The sequence below is a fragment of the Halobacteria archaeon AArc-dxtr1 genome (genome assembly GCA_025517425.1).
GTDB lineage: Archaea > Halobacteriota > Halobacteria > Halobacteriales > Natrialbaceae > Halostagnicola.
Genome location: JAOPJY010000001.1, coordinates 677,689 through 701,763 on the forward strand (window position 1 = coordinate 677,689; position 24,075 = coordinate 701,763).

Annotated in this window: 20 protein-coding genes; 7 read left to right on the forward strand and 13 right to left on the reverse strand. The window is 63.7% G+C overall.

Translation table 11 applies throughout. The annotated features are described in order from the left end of the window. Window position 1 precedes the first annotated feature (1 nt). From OB905_03505 to OB905_03530, 6 genes are all read right to left on the reverse strand, one after another. The gene (locus tag OB905_03505) at window positions 2-421 is read right to left on the reverse strand and encodes a hypothetical protein (protein ID MCU4925053.1); all 420 of its coding nucleotides are present in this window, start codon (window positions 419-421) and stop codon (window positions 2-4) included. A 43-nt stretch (window positions 422-464) separates the two neighbouring features. Beyond that, window positions 465-2,279, reverse strand: a complete 1,815-nt coding sequence (locus tag OB905_03510) for a hypothetical protein (protein MCU4925054.1) — start codon at window positions 2,277-2,279, stop codon at window positions 465-467. A gap of 108 nt (window positions 2,280-2,387) precedes the next feature. After that, entirely contained in the window at window positions 2,388-3,851 is a 1,464-nt protein-coding gene (locus OB905_03515) for a flippase (protein MCU4925055.1), read from the reverse strand. Between the two features lie 413 nt (window positions 3,852-4,264). Continuing rightward, window positions 4,265-6,142, reverse strand: a complete 1,878-nt coding sequence (locus OB905_03520; protein MCU4925056.1) for a hypothetical protein — start codon at window positions 6,140-6,142, stop codon at window positions 4,265-4,267. A gap of 249 nt (window positions 6,143-6,391) precedes the next feature. Further along, window positions 6,392-7,168 carry a hypothetical protein gene (locus tag OB905_03525; GenBank protein MCU4925057.1) on the reverse strand — a complete coding sequence of 259 codons (777 nt, stop codon included), beginning with the start codon at window positions 7,166-7,168 and terminating at the stop codon, window positions 6,392-6,394. A 25-nt stretch (window positions 7,169-7,193) separates the two neighbouring features. Further along, entirely contained in the window at window positions 7,194-8,123 is a 930-nt protein-coding gene (locus OB905_03530; GenBank protein MCU4925058.1) for a sulfide-dependent adenosine diphosphate thiazole synthase, read from the reverse strand. 151 nt (window positions 8,124-8,274) lie between these two features. Here OB905_03530 and OB905_03535 point away from each other — a divergent pair, with 151 nt between their 5' ends. Then, on the forward strand, window positions 8,275-8,682 hold the full coding sequence (locus tag OB905_03535) for a universal stress protein (protein ID MCU4925059.1): 408 nt from the start codon (window positions 8,275-8,277) through the stop codon (window positions 8,680-8,682). Window positions 8,683-8,709: 27 nt separating this feature from the next. Here OB905_03535 and OB905_03540 read toward each other — a convergent pair whose 3' ends face one another. Next, on the reverse strand, window positions 8,710-9,690 hold the full coding sequence (locus OB905_03540) for a mechanosensitive ion channel family protein (GenBank protein ID MCU4925060.1): 981 nt from the start codon (window positions 9,688-9,690) through the stop codon (window positions 8,710-8,712). A 211-nt stretch (window positions 9,691-9,901) separates the two neighbouring features. Here OB905_03540 and OB905_03545 point away from each other — a divergent pair, with 211 nt between their 5' ends. Then, complete coding sequence (locus tag OB905_03545; GenBank protein ID MCU4925061.1) at window positions 9,902-10,972, forward strand: Gfo/Idh/MocA family oxidoreductase; 1,071 nt, start codon at window positions 9,902-9,904, stop codon at window positions 10,970-10,972. A gap of 26 nt (window positions 10,973-10,998) precedes the next feature. Here the strand turns inward: OB905_03545 and OB905_03550 are convergent, their stop codons facing one another. Both OB905_03550 and OB905_03555 read right to left on the reverse strand, forming a co-directional pair. Further along, a complete protein-coding gene (locus tag OB905_03550; protein ID MCU4925062.1) occupies window positions 10,999-11,910 on the reverse strand; it encodes a phosphatase PAP2 family protein in 912 nt (303 codons plus the stop codon). A gap of 76 nt (window positions 11,911-11,986) precedes the next feature. Continuing rightward, a complete protein-coding gene (locus tag OB905_03555) occupies window positions 11,987-13,732 on the reverse strand; it encodes an ABC transporter substrate-binding protein (GenBank protein ID MCU4925063.1) in 1,746 nt (581 codons plus the stop codon). 271 nt (window positions 13,733-14,003) lie between these two features. On the opposite strand from OB905_03555, the gene OB905_03560 reads away from it, so the two are divergent. Further along, window positions 14,004-15,167: a tubulin/FtsZ family protein gene (locus OB905_03560; protein ID MCU4925064.1), complete on the forward strand. Its 1,164-nt coding sequence runs from the start codon at window positions 14,004-14,006 to the stop codon at window positions 15,165-15,167. Between the two features lie 37 nt (window positions 15,168-15,204). Here OB905_03560 and OB905_03565 read toward each other — a convergent pair whose 3' ends face one another. Beyond that, window positions 15,205-16,398 carry a Xaa-Pro peptidase family protein gene (locus tag OB905_03565; GenBank protein ID MCU4925065.1) on the reverse strand — a complete coding sequence of 398 codons (1,194 nt, stop codon included), beginning with the start codon at window positions 16,396-16,398 and terminating at the stop codon, window positions 15,205-15,207. A gap of 119 nt (window positions 16,399-16,517) precedes the next feature. Here OB905_03565 and aroA point away from each other — a divergent pair, with 119 nt between their 5' ends. Next, complete coding sequence (aroA, locus tag OB905_03570) at window positions 16,518-17,816, forward strand: 3-phosphoshikimate 1-carboxyvinyltransferase (GenBank protein MCU4925066.1); 1,299 nt, start codon at window positions 16,518-16,520, stop codon at window positions 17,814-17,816. A 34-nt stretch (window positions 17,817-17,850) separates the two neighbouring features. Here aroA and OB905_03575 read toward each other — a convergent pair whose 3' ends face one another. The 3 genes from OB905_03575 to dctP all read right to left on the reverse strand — a co-directional run bounded on the left by OB905_03575 (window position 17,851) and on the right by dctP (window position 21,013). Then, window positions 17,851-19,143 (reverse strand): TRAP transporter large permease, encoded by a 1,293-nt coding sequence (locus OB905_03575; protein MCU4925067.1) that lies wholly within the window; start codon window positions 19,141-19,143, stop codon window positions 17,851-17,853. Then, the gene (locus OB905_03580) at window positions 19,140-19,712 is read right to left on the reverse strand and encodes a TRAP transporter small permease subunit (GenBank protein MCU4925068.1); all 573 of its coding nucleotides are present in this window, start codon (window positions 19,710-19,712) and stop codon (window positions 19,140-19,142) included. Before OB905_03580 ends, OB905_03575 begins: the two co-directional genes overlap by 4 nt. 122 nt (window positions 19,713-19,834) lie before the next feature. Beyond that, complete coding sequence (gene dctP / locus OB905_03585) at window positions 19,835-21,013, reverse strand: TRAP transporter substrate-binding protein DctP (GenBank protein MCU4925069.1); 1,179 nt, start codon at window positions 21,011-21,013, stop codon at window positions 19,835-19,837. A gap of 183 nt (window positions 21,014-21,196) precedes the next feature. Here dctP and aroC point away from each other — a divergent pair, with 183 nt between their 5' ends. The 3 genes from aroC to OB905_03600 all read left to right on the forward strand — a co-directional run bounded on the left by aroC (window position 21,197) and on the right by OB905_03600 (window position 24,064). After that, window positions 21,197-22,351, forward strand: coding sequence for a chorismate synthase (aroC, locus tag OB905_03590; GenBank protein MCU4925070.1), 1,155 nt, complete (start codon window positions 21,197-21,199; stop codon window positions 22,349-22,351). A gap of 106 nt (window positions 22,352-22,457) precedes the next feature. Continuing rightward, entirely contained in the window at window positions 22,458-23,054 is a 597-nt protein-coding gene (locus tag OB905_03595; GenBank protein ID MCU4925071.1) for a small multi-drug export protein, read from the forward strand. 164 nt (window positions 23,055-23,218) lie between these two features. Beyond that, a complete protein-coding gene (locus tag OB905_03600) occupies window positions 23,219-24,064 on the forward strand; it encodes a hypothetical protein (GenBank protein ID MCU4925072.1) in 846 nt (281 codons plus the stop codon). Window positions 24,065-24,075: the final 11 nt, after the last annotated feature.

The following is a 24,075-nucleotide window of genomic DNA, read 5'->3' on the forward strand; positions in this document are numbered from 1 at the left end:
GCTACTCCGGCTGGTCGACGATCCAGGTTGGGGGCCCGCATCGACGATCGGTCTCCGACGCCTCACCTCCGGTCAGCGACTGTGGGAGAGAATCGGTGTTGCTGGCAAGCGTCTCGACGACGGCTGCGAGTTCGTCGAACCGCACTCCTGGAGCAGCACGCAGTGGATCGATATCCCACCGTACGAAGTCGGCAGCCGCAAGTTTCGGAAGGTGACTGTGGACCAACGTCTGGCGTACCATCTCCCGATCCTGCTCGCGAGACCGAGACACGACCCCCTCCGGAAGCCGAATGTGTTCGTCGGACGGGGCGTCTAGAAGGGCGACTACGAGCTGCCGTCGTAGGGGTACCGCAATCGCCTCAAGCACCTCGTCCCAGCGCTCGACGGTCCGTGGCTCGTCACAAAGCGTGGCGTGGGACATACAGTCTATAATGAACAATAACAATACATAAATCGGTCGACGCTTATGTGAACGTTCTGTTTCGGTTGGTTTCGAGAACCGGTTGGCTCGAGTTTACATCGTCGATGAACGACGTCAGCGCGAAGATCCGGTAGACAGAGGCGCGCTGGTTCTCCGCACGTGTATCGAGGAACCGGTGGACGTCCGCCGTCGAGAATACGTCGCCGACCGCGTCACACTGATCCATCTGGTGGCGAATACACCGGATCGTGTCCGGCTGCATCGATGAATCCGTATCGAGGTTGTTGACCGATTTGATGATCGGCTTGACCGCCTCCATCAGCCGTGGATATCGCGAGAGCGTGTCATCGACGAATCCGGCCGCTTCGTGCCGCCAAGAGGTGACTGGAGCACGATAGTCGGGGTGTGGTATCTCGGCGACGTCAGGTGAGAGTTGCGTGAGGAAGCTTCGATAGAGGTTGTACCGAACCTTCTGCTCAGCCGGGCAGTTCATCGCGTAGGTGAAAAACGGCAACGAGTAAAACGGCGTCGTGCTCCAGAAGAAAAACCGATTTCGGTCTTCGCCTTCGAAGAGGTAGTTCACTCCCCGCTCGTAGACGAGGTAGTGGACGTATGCCGAAGCCGGATCGTCCTCCGGGTACTCGTCGAGACGGTCTCGGATGCTCGCCCGAATCTCCGACTCCGGGACGTCAGTAAGCTCTGAAACCTCTTTGATCGGAGAGATGCTGTTCTCCCGGACGACGTGATCGACGAGATTCGACTCCGAAACAGACCCTGGCGGTGTCAGGTCCGGCAACACCTTGTCGCCGCCGTCGCCGGTGACGTAGGCCATCTCCCGGCCGTATTCGTCCTGGAGCTGCCGGAAGAAGCTCAGGATAAACGAGGTCAGCAGCCCGATCTGCCCGTTTTTCGTCTTGACTAGCGTTTCGAGATCCGATCCCAACGGATGCGAGATCTGATAGGTCTGCCACTCCGTCTCGCAGGCCGCCGCGATTTCTTCGGCGATTTCGACGTCCGACTCGGGAACGTACTGAGGGGACTCCATCGTCGCCGCCGTCGGCGCCAGTCCCTCCCGCCGATAGCCTGCGAGCACCGCTCGCGAATCTAACCCGCCGCTGAGCGAGACGACGTCCTGCCCGTCTGGATTCGCACGCGTCCGGCAGGCACGGTCGAACAGCGACACCAGTTCGGCGGCGTTTCGCTCCCGGGAGCGATCGGCGTGTACGTTCGTCTCGAAGTCGTAGCTGTGAACCATCTGCTCTGTGACCAGCCCCTCCTCGTCGTCGACGACCAGAAGCGTCGCCGGTCGGAGCCGTTTGACACCCTCGAGCAGCGTTCGCTCGCCGAGAGAGTAGCCGAGTAAGAGACACTGGGCGGCGCCGAGCCGGTCGAACTCTGTCTCGAGAGACGTCACCAGATATCGGAGTTCGCGGGAGAACAGCACCGAGTCGCCGTCGGCGTAGTAGTACGTCGGGAGCCGCCCGAGCGCGTCGTTGAGCAGCGCGAGCCGACCGGAGGACTTCTCGACGGCCGCCAGCAGGAACTCCCCGTCGGTCCGGGTCACCCAGTCGGCGACCGAGTCGGTGTCGCCGTCGAAGACGGTCTCGGCAACCGCCAGCAGGTCCCGTTTGCGGGTTCGCTCTGGCTCGTCGTAGATGCGTCCCTCCAGGAAGAGCCAGTAGTCGTCGCTCTCGTAGCTCGCCGTCGGATACTCCGGATACGCCGTGGTCCCGATATCGTACGCCTCCGACGTGAACGCGACGTCTGATTCGTACCGATCCGTGTGTAACAACGCCTCGAGAGTCTCCTCGAAGGGTGTTTCGTTCTCCCTGGACGTCCGTCCCGAAAGACCAACCATACCCTCACGATCCCCCGTACTGGTAATTGTTATATCACGGTTTCTGACCCATAGGATGGGAATACCGTGTCCATCAACTGACCGTCACTAGCGCTGGTCGATCAGCGCTCAAAGCTTCGAGGCAAGTTCGCGGGGGTCGAGGAGGCCGGTCGCCACCGAGAGTGTCGCCCAGACGGCGCCGCCCAGCGCGACCGCCGAGAGCAGCGAGATCGGTCCCTGGACGTAGCCCATCGCGATCGAGACAGCGCCAGCCATCACGCTCGTGATAAGGACGACGACCGCCACGTGGCGCAGGAGGTAGCCGAACCGGAGATCGAACTCGGTGTGGACGATCCAGAGATTACCACCCGTGTACATCGAATAGGTGATCACCGTCGCGATCGCGGCGCCCACGACGCCGACCATCGGGATCAGAATGATGTTGAGAATCACGTTCAGGACGGACGTGATCCCCTTGACGATTGCCCGGGACTTCGCTCGGCCGAGGAAGTCGAGTCCGTTGCTCGTGATCCGGGTGATCGCCTGTAAGATCACGTAGAGACTCAGGATCTGTAAGACCGGAACCGCGCCGCCGTACTCCGCGCCGAAGACGAGCGTGATCATCGGATCGGCGACGAGGACGATTCCGGCGGCCGCAGGGATGTAGAGCAACAGTGAGTGCGACAGCGCCTCCTCGTACAATCGGGCGGCTGCGTCGATGTTTCCGTCCGCTTTCTGGGCGCCGAACGTCGGTGAGAGGGTAAAGCCAAGCGCCGAGATCGGTGCTTCGACGAACTCGACGGCCTGCTTGCTGATCGTATAGAACGAGACGGCCACCGGCGTCAAGAAGAAGCCCACGAGCACCGTGTCGACCTGCTTGTCGAGGACGTTCGAGGTGCTCGTCGCGGTGAGCGGAACGGTGTACTCGGCGATCCGGCGGCGGAGCCCGGTCTCCATCTCGGGGGCGACCGTCCAGTCGCGGTAACACCGGAGATAGATCGCACCGAGCCCGACGAGCGCTGCCGTCGCGAGGCTCAACACGTACCCCGCAAGCGCGCCGAGGCCGCCGAAACCCAGGAGGACGAGGCCGACGGCGAACCCGAGGCGCGTGAGCTGGTCGACAGCGTGGACGGCGGCGGCGAGTTCGATCTCCTCGAAGCCCTGCAACACCAGCCGGGCGTACGTCTTGAGCGCCTCGAAGGCCAGATACGCGGCGCCGAGCGCCAGGAACGGCCCGAGTTCGGGCTCGCCGATCAGTTCGGCCAGGAACTGGTGGCCGGCGACGATGGCGATTCCCACGACGACGATCGTCACCGTATTGTACAGCAGTGCAGTCCGCAGAATGTGTGGAACCTGGCCGGGATCTTGCTCCTTGTACTCGGCGACGTACCGTGCCCCCGATTTCGCGATCCCCAGTTTACTTACGACGCCGACGACGGCGAAGACGGAGATCGCGAGAAAGAGCAGGCCGTACTCGTCGGGACCCAGCAGACGGGCCAGCAAGACGGTCAACAGCCCGCCACCGAGGATACCGGCTATCTGCCCGCCGAACTCCGCTTTGAATCGGGAGCCGAGTCCACGCGACGGACTCATCGATCACGCTCGGGAGCTGCGCGGGCGGTTCGTTTACCGCTCTCGGAGCTCGACGGGGCTCCGACTCGAGGATGAAGCCCGCTCTCGCTCTCGGGAGTCGGTGACCAGTCCAGAGGAGTCAGTGACCAGTCCATGAGTGACAACTGGCGTCTGCAACTGGGGTGATGACTTTCGTTATCCGTCTCCTACCTGTCGCGAGCGGGTCGAGAGCCGAGCGTCGCGACTGGAACGTATCGGAGATGCAACGACGATACCGCGGAGGATAGGGCGGGAGGAGTTGGAGGGTGGGGCCAGCGGGGAGTGGAGGAAGGGCAGAGAGTGGGGTGTGGGGTGGTGGTGTGGGACAGAGAGTGGGGGTGTGGGGCAGAATCGGTGGAGGGGCGTCTGCGTCGAGCGTCAGCGGGGGAGGGGGTTCAGGTGGCGTAGTCGGCGGGATCGATCTCTTCGCCGTCGAGTTCGAAGACCGCACTGCCTTCGTGGAGTTCGATCTCGAGGAGGTCGCCGTCGAAGCGGTAGCCGTCGGTGCGGTCGGGGACCGTGACCCAGCCGGTGGCGCTATCGCCGTTGATCTCGGTCCAGGCGTCGATCTCGCCGACCTCAGGATCCTCAGAGAGTTCGCTTTCCGCCCGGATCGTGTATCGACACGGCTGGCCATTGCCGATCACCTCGAGCAGATGTGTTTGGGATCCGTCGTCCCCGTCCGAGTAGTCGGCAGGGTCGATCTGTTCGCCGTTGAGTTCGAAGACGGCGCTGCCTTCGTGGAGTTCGATCTCGAGGAGGTCGCCGTCGAAGCGGTAGCCGTCGGTGCGGTCGGGCACCGTCACCCAGCCGGTTGCGCTGTCGCCGTTGATCTCGGTCCAGGCGTCGATCTCGCCGACCTCGGGATCTTCCGAAAGCGCGTTTTCCGTCCGGACCGTGTATCGACACGGCTCGCCGTTGCCGATCACTTCCAGCAGATTCTCCGGAAGATCGCCCTCGGACGACGGATACTCATCCGGGTCGATCTGTTCGCCGTTGAGTTCGAAGACCGCGCTGCCTTCGTGGAGTTCGATCTCGAGGAGGTCGCCGTCGAAGCGGTAGCCGTCAGTGCGGTCGGAGACGGTGACCCAGCCGGTAGCGCTGTCGCCGTTGATCTCGGTCCAGGCGTCGATCTCGCCGACATCTGGATCCTCCGAGAGTTCGCTTTCCGTCCGGATCGTGTATTGGCACGGCTCACCGTTGCCGATTACCTCGAGTGCATTCTCGGGGAGGTCTTCGTGACCGTCGCTTTGCTCGTCTTCGTCGCCGTCTTCGGATTCGTTATCGTCGCCGTCGCCGGGCTCTGCACCACCGCTTCCGGGATTCGAGACGGCGCCGGTTGCGGCCTCCTCGGCACTCTGTGGGACACCCTCCGGAACGTACAGCTGCGGGTTCGAGCCGATCGTTCCGGTGACGTTCCCACTGATGCTCGCGTTGCTGGTTCCGCCGGTGAGGTCGAGTCCGCCGGTGACGTCGACGCTGGCGCCACTGTGCAGACGCAGCGTCGTGCCGCCGTTTTCCATCACGACGTGGGAGTTCTCGACCGTCACCTCGGCGCCAGGGTTCCCGCCCGGCGCCTCGATGTAGATTCCCCGATTCGTGTAGGCGCCTTCGGTGACCTCGATGACGCAGTTTCGGATGGTGTCGTCGCCACAGACGCGCCAGCCCGAGTGATGCGGATCGATGGCGTAACAGTCCTCTAAGAGGACGGAACCGCCCGCGCCGCCGGAGTTGCGGTTCGGCGGGCAGCCGTAGATCGCCATGTTGTTCTCCAGATTGAAGTTACAGCGCCGGATTTCGAGGCTGCCGGCGTGGCTGGGCGAGACCCAGATCTCCCGGCCGCGGTCGTCGAAGGAGGCGTTCGGATCTCCCTCACCGAAGTAGCAGTTCTCGATCGTGACGGTCTCGCCGGCGGGGGCGTTGACCGCGATCAGCTGATCGGACTGTTCGAAGGTGCCGATCGTCCCGACGTTGCGGATCGTGTGCGAGCCGCTGGTGGCATTGATCTGAATCGAGTTCTGGTTGCCGAAATCGATGATCTTGTTCTCGAAAACCTCGCCGTCGTCGAGGCGGATCACCTGTCCGCGTGCTTCGATTACCTCGTAGTCCTCGGTGGCGCCAGCGCTTCCCGCGCTGGCGGCGGCGCCGAGTCCTGCGGCGGCAACACCGGCCATCTTGAGGTACGATCGGCGGTTCAGAAACCGCCGATTCGAGGCCGAGTCGTCGTGTTCGCGATACTTGTCAGTGGGTTGTACCGGCCGTTCGCGTGCCATGCAGTTCTCGAAACTGGAGTGTTCACATATATACTTTTTCGAGTAATCATGACCATCTTTTCGAGACTGTATTTATAACAGTACAGTATTGTAAATCTGTATTGGTGAATAATCACTTATTTTTATATATTATGCGGAAACTACCACCGGTCTATCAGTAACTGGCGACTCAATTCCAGCGAGAGGACGACAGAAGGACAACAGACCGACGATCCCGAGGGTGGGGCACCAACGACTGGTAGGAATCAGTTACCGATCGTCTGGGCCGTACACCGTCGTGTGAGATGCACAGAACGCAGGCTCCCGAAGCTGGGCATCGATTAGCTCCTCGTGGTAGTGGGCGTTATAGAGTTTGCAGCCGGCGTTCTCACAGAACGCCTCGCCGGTTTCTATGTAGTGGACTGCCTGGAGCACGTATCCACAGAGAGCGTCGGTCGTCCGCGGATCGTCTTCGATCAGGAACTCGCCATCGACCTGGGTCTCGAGAACCTCCCGCGGCGGGGAATCGCCGGAGAGCAGGGCGTGGCGTTGTTTTTCCTTGTAGTAGGCCTCGGGCTTCGCGGGCGCCTCGTAGAGTCCGGGGACGGAGACGAGCGCCGGTTGGCCAGGAACGGTCACCCGCTTGTGCCAGCGCCCGTCGTGGTCGCCCCAAGTGCCGATCGCCCGATCGAGGGCCGCGACGTGGAGCGTCTGGAGGTCGCGCTCGGAGGGCGGAATCGCGCCGTTCAACGCTCGTTGGATCTGGGTGCCGTCGTAAAGTACTCCGCCGCCGCGTTGGGGGTCGTCGAGCAATCGCTCCTCGTATCGTACCGTCCCCAGCATCGTGTTCCCCGTCTCGCGCTCGTACGGCGACTGGACGCGAGCGGCGGCGAACTGCTCTGCGAGATCGTCTGTTCGGTGCTCGTCGAGGAACCGATCCCGGACGTCGACCTCGGTGTTCGGGAGGCGCTCGCGGAGCCAGGCGGCGATATCGTCGACGTCGGCGACGGTCGTCGGAGCGCGATAGCAGATGAGTCGATCGACCATAGACAGTCACTGGGTGGCTGCGTCGTCAGTCGTCAGCGGGGGCGGCGCGGCTCGTGATGTCGACGGGATCGGCGTCGACCTCGAGTTCGTCTAAGGCGACCTGTGCGGCGCGCTTGCCCGAGACGAGCATGGCGCCGAACGTTGGCCCCATGCGGGGCAGGCCGTAGGTCGTCGCCGTGGCCATCCCGGTCGCGATCAGGCCGTCGTGGACGAGGCCCGTGTGCTCGACGACGGCATCCTCGGACTTGCCGACCCACATCGAGTCGTGGCCGGGCGAGTCGTGGCCGGGGGCGCCGTAGGTGTCGTCGTCGGTCTGGTCCATGACCGTCCCGCGCGCCTTCGCGTCCTGAATGCCCGGTGCGTCTAAGACGCCCCGCTCGTCGAGTTTGGTGATCGCCATCGCGTCGTGGCCCGTCGCGTCGATAACCAGGTCGGCCTCGACGGCGATAGGGTCGACGCAGGTGATCTCGCGGGGCAGCGCGTGGACTGGCGTCCAGTTCATCACGATCCCCGAGACCTTGTGGTCCTCGCGGATGACGATGTCCGTAAACTCCGTCATGTTCTGCATCTTCGCGCCCGCGTCGCAGGCGGCCTTGATCAGGCCGGAACAGGCTTCCGGACCGTTCGCGACGTAGAGGCCGTCACTGTCCTGGGACTGCTTGTAGGAGACGTCGAGTTCGTCTAAGATCTGCTGGGCCGGATCGCGGACGGTTACCTTGTTCATCAGGAAGCCGCCGAGCCAGAAGCCCCCGCCCAGATAGTTGTTCTTCTCGACGACCATCGTCTTCACGCCCCGCTCTGCGAGTTCTTTGGCGGCAGTGAGTCCCGAGGGACCGCCGCCGACGATGATGACGTCCGAATCCGAGAAGTCCATGAACTCCTCGGTCCACTCCTGTCCAATCGCACGGGTTACGTCTGCTTCGCCGACATCGCTGAACTGTTCGAAGTCGCTCATACAACCGAATGTTACCATCTGGTGGTAAAAACCTATCGTGACGTGCGTAGCCGAGTTCACTGGACACACTCAGCGTGGACCACGGTACCGTTGGTCAGATCCATCGGCGAAACTGAAACGTTTACCCACGCGGGTCACGTCCGACATGGTGATGACGCTGGTCGTTGTTCCCGTACGATACCCACTGACAACACACTCGCGGCGAACCCTCGAACGAGCGATTGCAGTGGCTCGGGAACGCGACGCGACGTTGACCGTCTTGCACGTCAATCTCTATCAGAACGGCAAGACCGTAAGCCGGGCCGACTTAAAACAGGCCGTCGAGTCCCAGTTCGGCACTCTCGACTTCGCCAGATACGTTGTTCGAACCGGGTTCCTCGTCGAGGAGAGCATCTTAGAGGAGGTCGCCGCCGAGGAGGCAGATGTCGTCGTGATCGGAATGAAACAGGCCAGCCGCTGGCGCCGAGTGTTGCGCCGGTTTACCAATAATCCGAACATCGAAGGCTACCTCCGGAATCACCTCGATTGTGAGGTCGTGACTGTCGACGCCGCAGCGTAACCCACCCACAGGCATTCACACCCCCGGTCAGCGATCTGCGGGTTCGCTTTCGGGGTCCATCGCGGGTCGCCGGGCCGGCGACTCCACCGGTTCGTCGACGGCGACGCGTGCCGTCCCACTCGTTTCGTCGAAGACGTGATGCGTGTGGGGGTAAGCGAACTCGATTCCGTTCTCCGCGAAGCGACGGCGAAGTTCGGCCTGTACGTCCGACTTGACCAGCGCCCGCTTGTAGGGGTTCTCGATCCAGAACCGAAGCTGCAACAACACGCCGTGATCGGCGTACTCGACGATATCACAGACCGGTGCCGCGCCGTAGCGTGCGCTCCCAATCCGGATGTCGGGGCCGCCGGAGAGAACGGCGTCGACGCTGCGGGCCGCCCGAACCGCATGACGTCGCGCCGCTGCGAGCTCACTTTCGTAGGTGACCTCAAACTGCACTGAGATGCGCGTTCGCTCGTCCTCGGCGGAGTAGTTGATCACGTCGCGCGTGTGGATTTCGGAGTTTGGAATGACCAAAAACGTATTTTCGAGGGTGAATATCTTCGTATACCGGATCGTGATGTCCTCGACGAACCCCGTGTGTCCCTCGTCGACGACCTCAATCATGTCGCCGATCTCGAACGGCCGATCGGTCAAGATGAAAATTCCGTTGATGAAACTGCCGATAAGCGGCGCTAAGATGACGCCGACGACCGCCGAGAGGACGGCCGCCGACAGCAAGATATCCGACCCTTCTACCCCGAGGACGACCGCTGCGAGCAGGACCGAAAACAGGATCACGGAGCCCCGGACGGCCCGTAGTGCCGTCCGAGTCACGCTCGGACGCTCGATCCGTCGGGCGACCGTTCGGCCGGTGAGCCGGACGGCAAGCTTCGAGAGGTACCAGCCCACGACGAGTACGAGGACGGCAAACAGGATCTGGGCTGGCCCCGGCAACGTCCCGGGATAGACACTATCGAGGCCATCGGCGAGTTGCGTCGTGTCGAGTTGCAGAAGAAGCCCGCGCATGGGCGCATACTCTCGACCCCGGTGGTTAAGCGTTCTGACGGACACCGCGTGGGATCGATCGACGACGCCGGTTCGACGGCTGCCGTTCGCAGCACGCAAATCGGCGACGGACCAAAGGCACTTGGGCGACAAGAGACGGTATCGGCCGGACCTACCCAACATTGATCGGCCGCATATCGAAGCGCAACTCCCTCTCAACTGAACGAAACTGATGACGACTGAACGAACAGACGTGAGAACCGGTATCGTCGGCCTGGGAAATATCGGCCGATACCACGCCGAGCGGTTGCTCGACCTCGGCGTGCCACTCGTCGGCGGCATGGACGTGTCTCGGGAGGCGAGGCGTCGCTTTGCACAGCAGTACGGTGTCGACGTATACGAGGATCACACGGAGCTGTATGATGCCGTCGACGCCGTCATCGTCACGACGCCCAACCGATACCACGAAGAGTACGCGGTCGATGCGTTGGCGGCTGACCGCCACCTCCTCCTGGAAAAACCGCTCGCTCACACGATCGAAAGCGCCGAGCGGATTGCCGAGGCCGCTGCCGACAGTGACAGCGTTGCCATGGTCGGCTTCAACAACCGCTTTGCGAACGCCGTCCGTATCGTGAAAAACCGGATCGAACGCGGCGAGCTCGGAACGATCTCACACGTCGAGGCAAACTACGTTCGCCGCCGGGGCATTCCAGGTCGTGGAACGTGGTTCACTCGCCGAGCTGATGCCGGCGGCGGCTCGCTCATCGATCTCGGCGTCCACGCGATCGATCTCGCGATGCACCTGCTCGAGTTCCCGGCTCTCGAGGAGGTAGGGGGGACGACTCGCAGCACCTTTGGCACGCGCGAGCAGTACGCCTACCTCGAGATGTGGGGCGACGACGCCGGCCCCGGCGAGTTCGACGTCGACGACTCGGCGAGCGCGTTCATCCGCTGTCACGGCAACCGGACGATCTCACTTGAAGTCGCCTGGGCGACAAACCGACCGACCACACACGAATTCGTCGTCCGCGGGAGCGACGCAGCCGCTCGATTCGATCTCCTGGAGGGTGACCTCTCGATTCACTCGGCCAGCCCGGAGGGTGTAAACCACCTCGAGGATACGACTATCGAAACAGTTCAAAACGACACGCACACCGACGAACAGCGGCAGTTCTTCGAGACGATCGAGTCTGAGACCGAACCGACCGGCACCGTCGAACAGGCACTTACGGTCCAACGGATCGTCGACGCAATCTACCGATCGAGCGATCGCAACGCCTCAATTCGGTTCAACGACGAGTAATTCCGCGGGTCGTTTTCCACGTCCCGCTACCAGGAGAGACGGGTTCGCAGCCACCGAAAGCGGTCGACGGCGGCGGCTCGGAGCCGTTCGACCGCCGCGATGAGCGACTGTCCACCCTCTCTGAGCAGTTCTTCGGTAGTGTAGTTCACCCCGATGTAGACGCTGATCGCAGCCAGCATCGTCCCCGCGACGACATCCGTGAACCAGTGGATGCCGAGGTACATTGTCGAGAGCACGACACCGAGTGCGAGCGCCCCGGAGAGCGGGACCCAGAGGGGATACTCCTTGCGCGTGTGCCAGGCCAGGAAGAAGACTGTCATGGCCATCGAGGTGTGCAACGACGGGAAGACGTTCGTGTTCTCGTTGACCGTGTGCGTCAGGTGGCTCATGTGGGGGTAGGCATCGTACAGCAGCCCCGTAAAGAGATTGAGATCGTAGTTTCGAGGACCGTACGCGACGAACAGCGTGTAGAAGGCAAGTCCGACGCCGTAGTTTACCGTAAACGCCAGCAGTAACGAGGAGAGGCGATCCATGCGCTCGTCGTCGAGAGCGAAGTAGGCCAGAAACGGAAACGCCAGCAAGAATACGTATCCATAGACGTAAATGAAGGCCGCAAGTGACGTGAGGCTCTCAGTTTGGACTGACTGCAACACGATGACCGGATTCCACGGAAGAATCGTCTCCTCGATCGCAAACAGATGCGAGCTGATGTTGACGCCGACGTTCCAGGAGAAGTCGGTGAACCGATCCTGGGTAACGATTCGGACGAGCAGTACGATACCGAGTGCCGCTGCTGGCGGGACGATCGCGACGAGTCGCCATCTACCAGTCTGGATGGCCCGCACTATCGGACGCGGCCCAATAAGTGCGAGTGCAGCCGTCGAGAGCATGGCCAGGGCGACGACCAGAAGCTCGAGGACCACGGCATCCAGAGCCATCATCTGAAACTACGACGTCGATCCCATTAATACGAACCGGTTGCCAGAACGAGACCAGTAAACAGGGGGATGGGGGTCACTCGAGGAGTTGGTCGTCGGCGTATTGATACCCCTCCGCTTCGAACAACGACCGAGCGGCCTCGACGTCGAGTTCTCCGTCGGAGCCGGGAAAGGAAACGGGCGACGAGTCATCGATGTCGAGGTCGGTGTCACGAACGCCGAGCAGTTCGACCGTGCCAGAAGGCACTGTCCCGTGCCCATCGAGAAACTCCGCGAGAACGTACTCCCGATCGATGAGCGACGAGAGGACGACTCGGAACCGAGGGTCACCGAGCTGTGGATGCTGGTGATTGTATCCGACCAGGTAACAGGCGTCCGGCGGCGAGTGATCGAGGGTGACGCTCGTATTTTCGCGGATACGCTGTGCGCTTCCGGGTGGAACTGAGGAGCCAGTAACGTCAATCTCATCGTCGATCAACAACTCGGTAAGTGCCTCCTGTACCGGTGCGACGTGAAACTCGAGCCCGTCGTACTGCGGAAAGTTCTCCAGGATCGCTGGCCGGTCGGTGGCGTCGGAGCTGTACAAGACGTGTTCAGTGAAAAGTTCGTAGGAGACGGACTGTCCGGCCGTCCGGTCGTCGAACTGTAACATCCCGGAGCCGACCGGCATCTCGTTTTCGGTCGTGCGCGCCTCGGTCAGGTGGTCGTCGACGACGGTGGATCGAGGCTCCCAGATATGTTTCGGCAACAGCGGCGTGGTCAGCGCCCGCTCTGCAACGTCTCTGCTGGCAGTATCGAACTCGACTTCGACGGTTCCGGAGTCGACACGAGAGACGGAGCTGATTGCTGTCTGTCGGCCGCGGAATCTGGGTGCCGGGATAGCGCTATCAGCGCCGCCCAGTGAGGTGTCCGCTATGAATTCGAACGTGAACACGACGTCGTCAGCGTCTATCGCCTCACCGTCGTGCCAGGTGAGTCCATCGCGCAACAGGATTGTCGCCCGGGACGAGTCTTCCCAGTCCCAGGAGAGGTCGAGTGCGAGCCACGGAACGTACTCCGTCCCTGTCCATCGTATCAGCGGATCATAAAGTAATCCGATGATCGGATTTACACGCCCGCTCGCCGCAGCAATCGGGTTGAGCTGCTCGGTGAACTCGCCACGAACGAGTCCAACCCGAAGCGGTTCCTCACGAGCTCCGCTGCTCGGTTCGCGAGAAAGTAAGTCGAGGTAGCCGATGGGATGACTCGGTGCCGTCCGGGAAACGTCCGGAAACGAGGTTCGTCGACCGCTTTGGTGCTCGGGGTAGGCGACGACGACGAACGGCATGGTCTGTCCGAGGAGTTCGAACAGTGCCTCAAGGTGCTCCGATCGCTCCTCGTCGGTGGCCTGTAGCTGCGCTTCGAGTAGGGCGTCCAGAGAGACGTCAGTAGCGTTGAACGGATTCTGCCAGCCATCTTCACCGCTGAATTGGGAGTGGAGCAGGCGCCTGAGCACGTCCGGTTCGTCGAACGCCGGCGTACGGGTGACGAAGAGGTCGTAGTCCTGATCGATGAGGATGTCCTGGTAGAGTTCGTTGGCGGCAACCGGCTCGTGGGTCGTAGTAATACCAACCGCAGAGAGATTTTCGCGAAGGTGTCCTAGAATCCGCGAAGCGATCGCGTCTTCGTCACCAGGAACTGTCTTCACTGTCACCGAGATAGAATCGTTTCCGCTGCCAGCTGGGGACCAGATAGCGTCGACACAGCCGGCGACCCCACCGACGGCGGCGGCCCCAAGACCAGCCAGGACCGACCGCCGGCTCGGTGACGTTCCGTCATCCATAGCAGACACTTGGCCGGGGTGGAGTATAGGACTTGCTCTCGAAGCGACAGCTTGTGACACGGTGTGATACAACATCCGGGTGCTCTGTGGCTGGCGATTCCCCTTTCGATGGATGATGGTATTCGGTACCTGACTCTCTTTTCATCGAGTGTATGGTGACCATAACAATGCCATTCGTTCGGGACGGTAGAGCCGTGGACCCCGGTCCGGCGCGGCAGGACTGAAACGCCTGCGACGACGTGTGCCGGAGCGGCCACGGACAACCGAACATATGAAACTCGCACTCATCGGCTTCGGACAGGCGGGCGGGAAGGTAGTCGACGAGCTCTTGGCCTACGAGGAGGCGGTCGACGGGCGCTTCGTGGAGACGGCCATCGCGGTCAACTCCGCCTCCGCCGACCTCCAGGGACTCGAGCGCGTACCCCGGTCGAATCGCGTACTGATCGGCCAAACAAGCGTCAAGGGTCACGGCGTCGGCGCAGACAACGAACTCGGCGCACAGGTTACCAAAACCGACATCGAGGAGGTGCAGGGCGCGGTCGACCAGGTCCCGATCCACGAGGTCGACGCGTTTCTGATCGTCGCCGGCATGGGAGGCGGAACGGGGTCGGGTGGCGCTCCGGTGCTGGCAAAACACCTGAAGGAGATCTACACCGCCCCGGTCTACGGGCTCGGTATCCTCCCCGGAACTGACGAGGGCGGCATCTACACGCTGAATGCGGCGCGTTCGTTCCAGACGTTCGTTCACGAAGTCGATAACCTCCTGTTGTTCGACAACGACGCGTGGCGACAGGCCGGCGAATCGGTCCAGGACGGATACGACGAGATCAACCGCGAAATCGCGATGCGCTTTGGCTTGCTGTTCGCCGCTGGCGAGGTACGGGAGGGAGACGACGTCGCCGAGAGCGTCGTCGACTCCTCGGAGATCATCAACACCCTCTCAGGCGGGGGCGTCTCGACGATCGGCTACGCCTCCGAAACGATCGAGGGAAGCCAGGACGGGCTTCTCTCGCGGTTCATGGGCGACTCCGATAGCGGGGACAACGCTGCGACGACCCGGATGACCAGCCTCATCCGAAAAGCAACCAAGGGTCGACTGACGCTACCGTGTGACGTCGGCAGCGCCGACCGCGGACTGGTCGTCGCAGCCGGGCCAGCGCCCTCGCTGAGCCGCAAGGGGATCGAACGCGGCCGGAGCTGGCTCGAGGAGGAGACCGGCAGTATGGAGATCAGAGGCGGCGACTATCCCACCAATCGCAAGCAAGAGGTGAGTGCGGTCGTACTCCTCTCGGGCGTGACCGACGTTCCTCGAATCGAACGCCTCCAGCAGGTCGCCATCGAGAGCAAGAAGACGACCGCAACCGTTCAGGCCAGCAGCCAGGACGAGTTCAACTCGCTGATGGACACCGGCGACGAGATCGACGCACTGTTTTGAGCCCAACCAGTGTCCCCGCTCGACGCAGGCCCTCGCCTCATCGACTCGTCGGCTCCGGTTCGATTTCCGTTCGGTACGCGGTCAGATTCTCACAGCCGTCCTCGGTGACGACGACGAGGTCCTCCAGGCGCACGCCGCCGACGTCGGGGTCGTAGATCCCGGGCTCGACGGTGACCACGTGACCCGCCTCGAGCTCGCCTCCAGTCGGCGAGAGCGAGGGCTGTTCGTGGATCGCGAGGCCGACGCCGTGGCCGGTGTTGTGGATGTATCCCGTCTCTGCTTCCGGGTTGCTCCGGAGCGAGTCGTAACCCGCCTCCTCGATGACGTCACAGGCAGCATCGTGAACGGTCGCGCCCGTCACCCCCGCCTCGATCGTCTCGATTGCCGCCTGCCTCGCCGTCAGCGTCACGTCGTAGCGTCGGCGCGCCTCCTCGCTGGGCGTCCCGCGACAGAACGTACGGGTCATGTCCGCGAAGTAGCCCGACTCCTTGTCCCGCGGGAAGATGTCGATCACGATCAACTCGTCGGCCGCGAGCGGACCACTCCCGCGGTCGTGGGGATCCGCACCGTCGGCGCCGCAGGCGACGATCGTGTCGTCTAACCCGCAGCCGTGTTCGAGCAGCGTCACCTCGATCTCGCGTTTGACGCGCTCGCTGGTCAGCGGGTCGCCCGACTCGGGATCGACCAGCAGGCCGTCCTCGACGGCAGCCTCGGCGAGCAGCGTCTCAGCGGCGGCCATCGCCGTCTCGTTTGCCCGCTGAGTCGCGCTAATTTGGTCGATCTCCCACTCTGTCTTGCGGGCACGGACATCCTCGATCACGCCCCCGGGTTCGACTGTCACCGAGACGGCCTGCTCGCGCAGGCCGTCGGCCGTCCCCGTCGGAAAGTCCCGGGGGACGCTAACGGACTCGACGTCGTGGGATGCGAGAAACGCCGCGATCGTCCGGCAGCGCCCCTCATAGGAACCGTATTCGGCGACGCGGTCGCGGTAGTCGAACGCTGACAGCCGCGAGACGGTGTCGGCGTCGGCCTCCTTTTTCGCGCGGCCGTACTCGAGCCCCGAGACGAGCAGGTGAACGCCCTCCGTGGTGACGAGCGTCTGGTAGGGGTCGGGCGCGGTAAAGCCCGAGACGTACCGCTGGTCCGGGTCCGAGCCGTCGGCGTCGATGAGGTAGCCGTCGAGTTCTTCGGCCGCGAGATACTCCCGGAGAGAGGTGAGATCGACGTCCATACCCTGCCTGGGGTCGGCGGCCACATAATCCCGCGGGTCGCAATTCGGTAGGCGGTTCGAGAACCGATTCCGGAGCCGCTACCGGTATCGGTATAGGGGTCCCCGACCACAGGGCGAGCATGAGCGTCGACGTCACCCTCTCGCCCTCGCGCGTTCGAGGGACCGTACGCGCACCGCCGTCGAAGAGCTACACCCATCGGGCCATCCTCGCGGCCGGCTACGCCGACGAGGCCGTCGTCCGTGACGCCCTCTGGAGCGCCGACACCCGGGCGACTGCCCGCGCTGTCTCCCTGTTCGGCGGCGGCGTCGACCGTGAGGCAGGCGGCACCCTCGACGTAACTGGCTTCGGCGGCCGGCCCGACGTCCCGGCGAACGTGATCGACTGCGACAACAGCGGGACGACGATGCGGCTCGTGACCGCGGCGGCGGCGCTGGCCGACGGCACGACGGTGCTGACGGGCGACGAGTCCCTCCGAAGTCGGCCCCAGGGACCGCTGCTTGAGGCCATCGCAGCCCTGGGCGGCGAGGCTGCGAGCACCCGCGGGAACGGCCAGGCGCCGCTGGTCGTCACGGGACCGATCTCGGGCGGCGAGGTCTCGATCCCGGGCGACGTCTCCTCGCAGTACATCACCGCCCTGTTGATGGCGGGCGCGGTCACCGACGAGGGGATCGAGATCGACCTCGAGACCGAACTGAAGTCGGCGCCGTACGTCGACGTCACGATCGAGGTGCTCGCCGACTTCGGCGTCGAAGTGCGCAAGACCGAGGCCGGATTCGCCGTCGACGGCGGGCAGACCTACGCACCCGAGGGCGGATCTTACGCCGTCCCCGGGGATTTCTCGTCGATATCCTACCCACTTGCAGCGGGTGCGATCGCGAGCGACGAGGGACTGCGCATCGAGGGCGCCCACCCCAGCGCCCAGGGCGACACGGCCATCGTCGAGATCGCAGAGCGGATGGGCGCCGACGTCGACTGGGATCGCGAGGCCGGCGCGATCGATGTTTCTCGGGGTGCGCTCTCCGGGATCGAGGTGTCGGTCGCGGACACGCCGGACCTGCTGCCGACGATCGCGACGCTGGGTGCCGTCGCCGACGGCGACACGCACATCGTCGACGCCGAGCACGTCCGGTACAAGGAGACCGACCGTGTGAGCGCGATGGCCGAGGAGCTCGGCAAGTTGGGCGTCGAGACGACCGAGGAGCACGATTCGCTGACGGTTCACGGGAGCGACTCCGCGCTCTCGGGTGCGACAGTCGACGGCCGGGGCGACCACCGGATCGTAATGGCGCTCGCGCTTGCCGGACTCGTCGCGGATGGCGAGACGACGATTCGGGGTGCCGAACACGTCGACGTCTCCTTCCCCGGCTTCTTCGACGTCCTCGAGGGGGTCGGCGTCGACGTGACCCGAAGCGACTGACGACTCGCAGGAAGAATCCAGTTTTCGGCGGTGATCAGGGCGCGAGCACGTTCAGCCCGGGGAAGACAAAAAAGGCCGCCCAGATCGCAATCAGGACGAACAGGTGTGGGAGCGCCGCGTAGGCGACCTTCACGTAGTCGATGTCGGTGAGACCACTGATGACATAGAGATTTAGCCCGTATGGCGGCGTGATGAACCCGATCGCGTCGCTCATCATGAACAGGACGCCCCACGTGACCGGATCGAGCCCGAGTTCCATCGCGGCAGGTGTGAGGAAGGGCGCAGTGAGGACGATGTTTGGAACCGACGAGAGCAGCGAGCCGGTTATCAACATGATGACCATCATGACGAGCATCACTTGCCAGTCGGGGCCGATGCTCAAGATCGCGTCAGAGACGATCGTTTGGAGGCCGAGATACGAGAGGTTCTGCTGGACGAGCACCGCGAACACTGTCACCGGCATGATGACACCGACGAGCAACAGCGACGTGAACGAGGCCCGCACGACCTGGTCGAGGCTGTCGATTCGTCTGGCGAGGATCCCCATCCCCAGGATGTAGACGACGGCGACGGCGGAGGCCTCCGAGGGCGTAAAGTACCCCGCGAAGATCCCGCCCAGCAGGATGATGATCGTTCCCAGCCCGAGTTTGGCCTGCCAGCCCGAGCGGACGATCCCCGAGGGGCTAAAGTCAAAGTCGTAGCTCGAGACGCCGTACTCGGTGCGTGAGGAGAGATAGGAGTTGACGGCGATCATCCCCGCGACCATCGCGAGCCCGGGGATCACGCCGGCCAGGAACAGCGCCTGGATCGAGACGTCGAAGAGGACGCCGTAGATGATCAACAGGATGCTCGGCGGGATGATCGCACCGACGGTCCCGCCCGCGGCGACGGTCGCGGCCGCGTAGGTTTCGTCGTACCCCTCCTCGGCCATCGGCGGGTGAAGCGCCTTCCCGACCGCGGCCGTCGTGGCTGTGTTCGAACCAGTGATCGCCGAGAAGATCGCCGACACCGACAGCGCCGTGTTCCCGGTGCTGCCCGGAAGCCAGCCGATCGTCTCCCGGGAGAAACCGATGAGGTCCTCGGCGATGTCGCCCTCGTGGATGAGGTCGCCGACGAGGATGAACAGCGGAATCGCGACGTACGCGAAGTTCTCCAGTTCCGCTTGGGCCTCGATCGCCATATTGGTCATCGGAAACGCCGGCACCATGAGGTGGAAGCCGACGACCCAGACGCCAAAGACCAGCAGGATGGGCACACCGAGGACGAACAGCACGAACGCGAGCAGCGTCAGCAGCCCCAGCAGGGCGCCGAGTCCGAGTTCGATCATTCGTCACCCTCCGTCCCGATCGAGGGATCGGGCGTGATATCCTCGCCCCGACGGTACTCACGGGTTACCTGGGCGATCTGTTCGGTCGCTCTGACCATCACCAGCGCCATTCCGACGGGGACGGAGAGATACAGCAGCGCCGAGGGGACGACACCGGTACCGACGACCAGCCGGCCGGTCTCCCACCGATCGAGGAAGATCGGCACTGAGTACCGGAGCACGATCCCCATGATGGCGATCCAGAGGACGTACTCGAGCCAGTAGACGGCGTAGTTCGCCCGGTTCGATATCGCCTTCCGGACGAGTGTAAATCGGAGGTGCGATCGGTGCCGGACGGCGAAGGCCGCGCTGAGCCAGGTCATCCACGCGAACAGTCCGAGGACGATCTCGAAGCTCCAGGTGAACGCGCCGCCCCAGAGCTCCCGCTGGACGATGTCGATTGTAATGATCGCGGTGTAGACCGCCAGAATACAGATCGCGACGATACCTTCCAGGTACGTAAAGACGTCCCGGATCCGTCGTCTGAGGTCGATTTCGGAGTCACCGACCTCCAGCGTGCGAGCGTCCATGTGTGCGAGTGGATAACGTAGGGGTAGTCGTCTGGTGTGTGAGTGGTCGTCTGGTACTGTGGGTGCGAAAACGGTGTAGTATGTCGTTCGAGTTGTTGATATCAGAGGGGGCCGTACGTCGATTACAGCTCGTCGATGTAGTCGTCCCACCAGGTGTCGACGGAGACGTCTTCGACGTCACTGGGCGTTTCGTCGGCGCGGGCCTGCTCCCAGAGATAGTCGTGGAACTCCTGGCCGTCGATGCCGAGGTCGTCGACGTAGTCGAAGATCTGATCGTAGAGCTCCGGATTCTCCTGTGGATTGACGGAGTCACGCCACTCGTCCAACTCATCGTCGTCGAGCATGGTCACGGCGACGTCGTCCTCGGCGTAGGCCGTCCCGTCGTCGGGGGAGGAGGTCTGGCCGATGCGGTCTTCCAGTACCTCGCGCTGGATGTGAACCGAATCCTCGGTGAGCTCCCGACAGACTTCGGCGAGCGCCTCGCGCTGTTCGTCCGGGAGGTCCTGAAGCCAGTCGACGCTCGCCCACCAGCCCTGGTAGCCGATCGTCCAGTCGGTGACGACGACTTCGCCGAGGCTCTCGGTCATCCCGAACGAGCCGGCGGCGCCGCCCCAGGTCTCGGTCGCGTCGACGACGCCGGTTCGCAGCCCCTCGACGGTGTCGCCCCAGGCCAGCTGCTGTGGGTTGGCGCCCCACTCCTCGAACGCGATCGAGGCGGTCTGACTCTCCGTTCGCCTGACGGTGAGGCCCTCGACGTCCGACGGCGTCCGGACGGGGTCGTCAGGGTCGTAGTGGTCTTCACCGATGTACAGTTGCCGCAGGAACGGCGTTCCCAGCCAGAAGGGGACGACGCCGTACTCCTCGGCGAAGGGCGTCCAGTAGCGCTCCCACGTCTCCTCGTGGGTGATCGTGTGGGCGGCCGCGGCCGGCGTCGGGAAGGTATACGGCAGCAGGAAGACATCCTGTGAGGGCCACTGCCCGCTCGTGTTCCCGATCGACGCGCCGCCGACCTCGACGACGTCCTCGACGATGCTCTCCGGACACTCCTCCTCGCCACAGATCTGCTCGTCGCCCGCGTAGGAGGGATCGAGATCGTCCGTCTGGTCGGCCACTCGGTCCACGAACTCGTTGTGTGCGTACGAACCGACGCCGTCCCAGCCGTGAGACTCGGTGTCCGCACTGAGCACGCCGGCGACGGTAAATGACGAGGGGTCGCCACCGCCGCCGGGCAGGTCGATGCACCCTGCAAGCGCCGATGACGCAGCTACTCCACCACACGCCAGATATCGTCTGCGATTCATCCGCGTCACGTCCGGGTCCGAGCGGAGTTTCCCACTTGGGGATTACGGACTCTCGGCACATGCGGGGTGTTTTATGTCTCGTCTCGAATCGCCCGCTCGGCGGTCAAAGACCGCGTTCGGAGTACCCCAGTCCGCCGCGCGAATCCTGCAGGGCTAAGTGTCCGCGTCCCAGAGAGGGCGATAATGAACGGCAACCGCTTCGGTCGCCTCTTCCAGGTGACCACGTTCGGCGAGAGCCACGGGGAGGCGATGGGCTGTACGGTCTCTGGCTGTCCCGCGGGTCTCGAACTCTCCGAAGACGACATCCAAGGCGACTTAGACCGGCGCAAGCCGGGCCAGTCGATGATCACGACCTCTCGAGGCGAACCAGACGCCGTCTCGATCAAATCGGGCGTCCAGGACGGCTACACGACCGGGACGCCGATCGGGATGGTCATCCAGAACAAAGACGCCCGCTCGGGCAAGTACGAACCGTTCATCACGGCGCCCCGGCCCTCCCACGGCGACTTTACCTACTCGGCGAAGTTCGGCACCCGCAACTGGGGTGGCGGCGGCCGCTCCTCGGCCCGCGAGACGGTCAATTGGGTCGCCGCGGGCGCCATCGCAAAGAAACTCCTCTCGCTGCAGGGCATCGAGCTCAAGGCCCACGTCAACCAGATCGGCGACGTCGAGGCACCCGACGTGAGCTTCGAGCAGATGGTAGAACACAGCGAGGAAAACGACGTCCGCTGTGGCGACCCCGACGCGGCAGCGGAGATGCAGGACCTGATCGCCGACTACCAGGAGGAAGGCGACTCCATCGGCGGTAGCATCTACTTCGAAGCCCGCGGCGTCCCCGTCGGACTGGGCGCACCCCGATTCGACTCTCTCTCGGCGCGGCTCGGCCAGGCGATGATGGCCGTGCCGGCGACCACCGCGTTCGAGTTCGGCCTCGGCACCGAGGCTGCCGAGTGGACCGGCAAGGACCGAAACGACGACTGGGAGTTCAGCGAGGACGGAGATCCCGTCCCCGTCGAGAACGATCACGGCGGCATTCAGGGCGGAATTTCGTCCGGCGAACCGATCTACGGCGAGGTCACCCTCCACGCGCCGACGTCGATCCCGAAGACCCAGCAGACCGCAGACTGGGAGACCGGCGAACTGAAAGAGGAGAAGGTCATCGGCCGCCACGACCCCGTCTTGCCGCCCCGTGGCGTCCCGGTCGTCGAGGCCATGCTGGCGCTCACGCTGGTGGACTTCATGCTCCTTTCAGGGCGGATGAACCCCGACCGCGTCGACGGCCAGCCCGGTACGTACGACACGGACTACCACCCGAGCAATCCTCGAAACGAGGAGTAACGGACTCGGCGGGACGGAGACTGTGAACAGTCCCCGAAACGGGGGCCAAGCGGCCTGCTGACAACAATCGGAAGCATATTACTCGTTCTCGCCCTTCGACCCCGTGATGGCGACTGTTCCGCTCCCGTTCGTTGCCCTCTGCTCGTTACTTGCCGGTACAGCCGCGCTTTCGGCCGTTCTTTTGAGTTTCGGAGCCGCCTCTCTCGAACCGCTCGTCGGCGCCGTCGGCTCCATCGAATCCATGTTCGAGTCGGCGGACGGACCGCTCGCGTACCTGCTGGTCTTTCTCGGCGCGGCGACGCCCTGGCTCGAGATTCTCGTGGTCGTCCCCATCGGCGTCCTCTACGGACTGAACCCGGTGCTCGTCGCGACCGTCGCGTTCCTCGGCAACATCCTGACGGTGTACGCGCTCATCGCCGCGGCCGACCGCGTTACGGACGCCCTGCGACGCTGGCGCGGCGAGTCCGAGTCCTCAGCCCGGCGCGAGCGCGCGGCCCGCGTCTGGAACCGGTACGGAATGCCGGGGCTGGCGATGGGGTCACCCATCCTGACCGGCGTCCACCTCGCGGTCCTGATCGCGTTCGGCTTCGGTGCGAAAAAGCGCTCGACGACCGTCTGGATGACGGCGAGCCTCGCACTCTGGACCGTCATCATCACCGCGTTATCGGTGACTGGTGCAGGGGCGCTCTCGGCGATTCGGTAGGTTCTGGTACCAGGCGGCCGTCGCTTGTTGCAAACAAGTGCCCGCTCCAGACGCCCTACATAATCAATAGTGATGGTTATGCAGTAGCGAAGCGTAGGGTTCTCGGTTATTATGACCTCACACGCACAGTTCCAGTACAATTGCCATGGCTCCGGTGTGGGCCAATGAGTCGCTTCGGATCTGCGAGAACGGTCGGCCACCGGATAACGGAGTCCGCCGGACACGGCGCAGTCCGCGTCCGACGACCGGTGTTTTACCTCCTCACGGTCGCCTTCCTCGCGTTCCTCGTCTTTGCGTTACGCGAGACGATAGCGATGGTCGGCACGGCCTGGCTCCCCGGGTACGCGTTCCCAGATCATCGCGTCCATCACGTGATGATCGGCGGGACGCTGCTGGTGTTCATGGCGACGATCGCCGTCCAGCTCTACCGCCCGGAGCGCCGCGTCGGCGCGCTCCAGGCCGCGATCGCGTTCGTGACCGCGGCGCTCCTCCTCACGGCCGTCGCGTCCGGTCTGGCGGCGGCCACCGAGATTCTGGTGTTCGCGATCCCGGTGTACCTCATCGCGCTGATTCACCCGGCGCGGAGACACCTCGTGCCGCGGCTCGCGCGGCTCGATTCGCGACTGCTCGCGCTCGGCGGGGTCGGGGCGGCCGGCTTCGCGGTCCTCGCCGCCGGCGAGTACATGAGTCACACGACGCTCGCGAACGAGCACGTCGTCTTCGGTCACTACGAGTTCATGCTGTTCGCGCTGGCTTCGATCGGGCTGTTCGCCCTTCTTGCCGCCTTCCGGCCGACCGGCTGGCGCGCGCTCGTCTACGGCGCCGGGGCCCTCGCCGTCCTCTTCGCGGCCGGCTCGCTCGCGTTCCCGGGTTCAGAACAGGGCTCGAGCCTGAGCGCGATCGCGGCGCTCGCGGTCATCGTGTGGGCCGTCGCGTTCGTCGTGGCGGCAGAGTACGTCGACCGAACCGATCCGATCGACGACGAAGAGGCGCGGGACGCTCCCGCGTAGGCGCTTCTCTC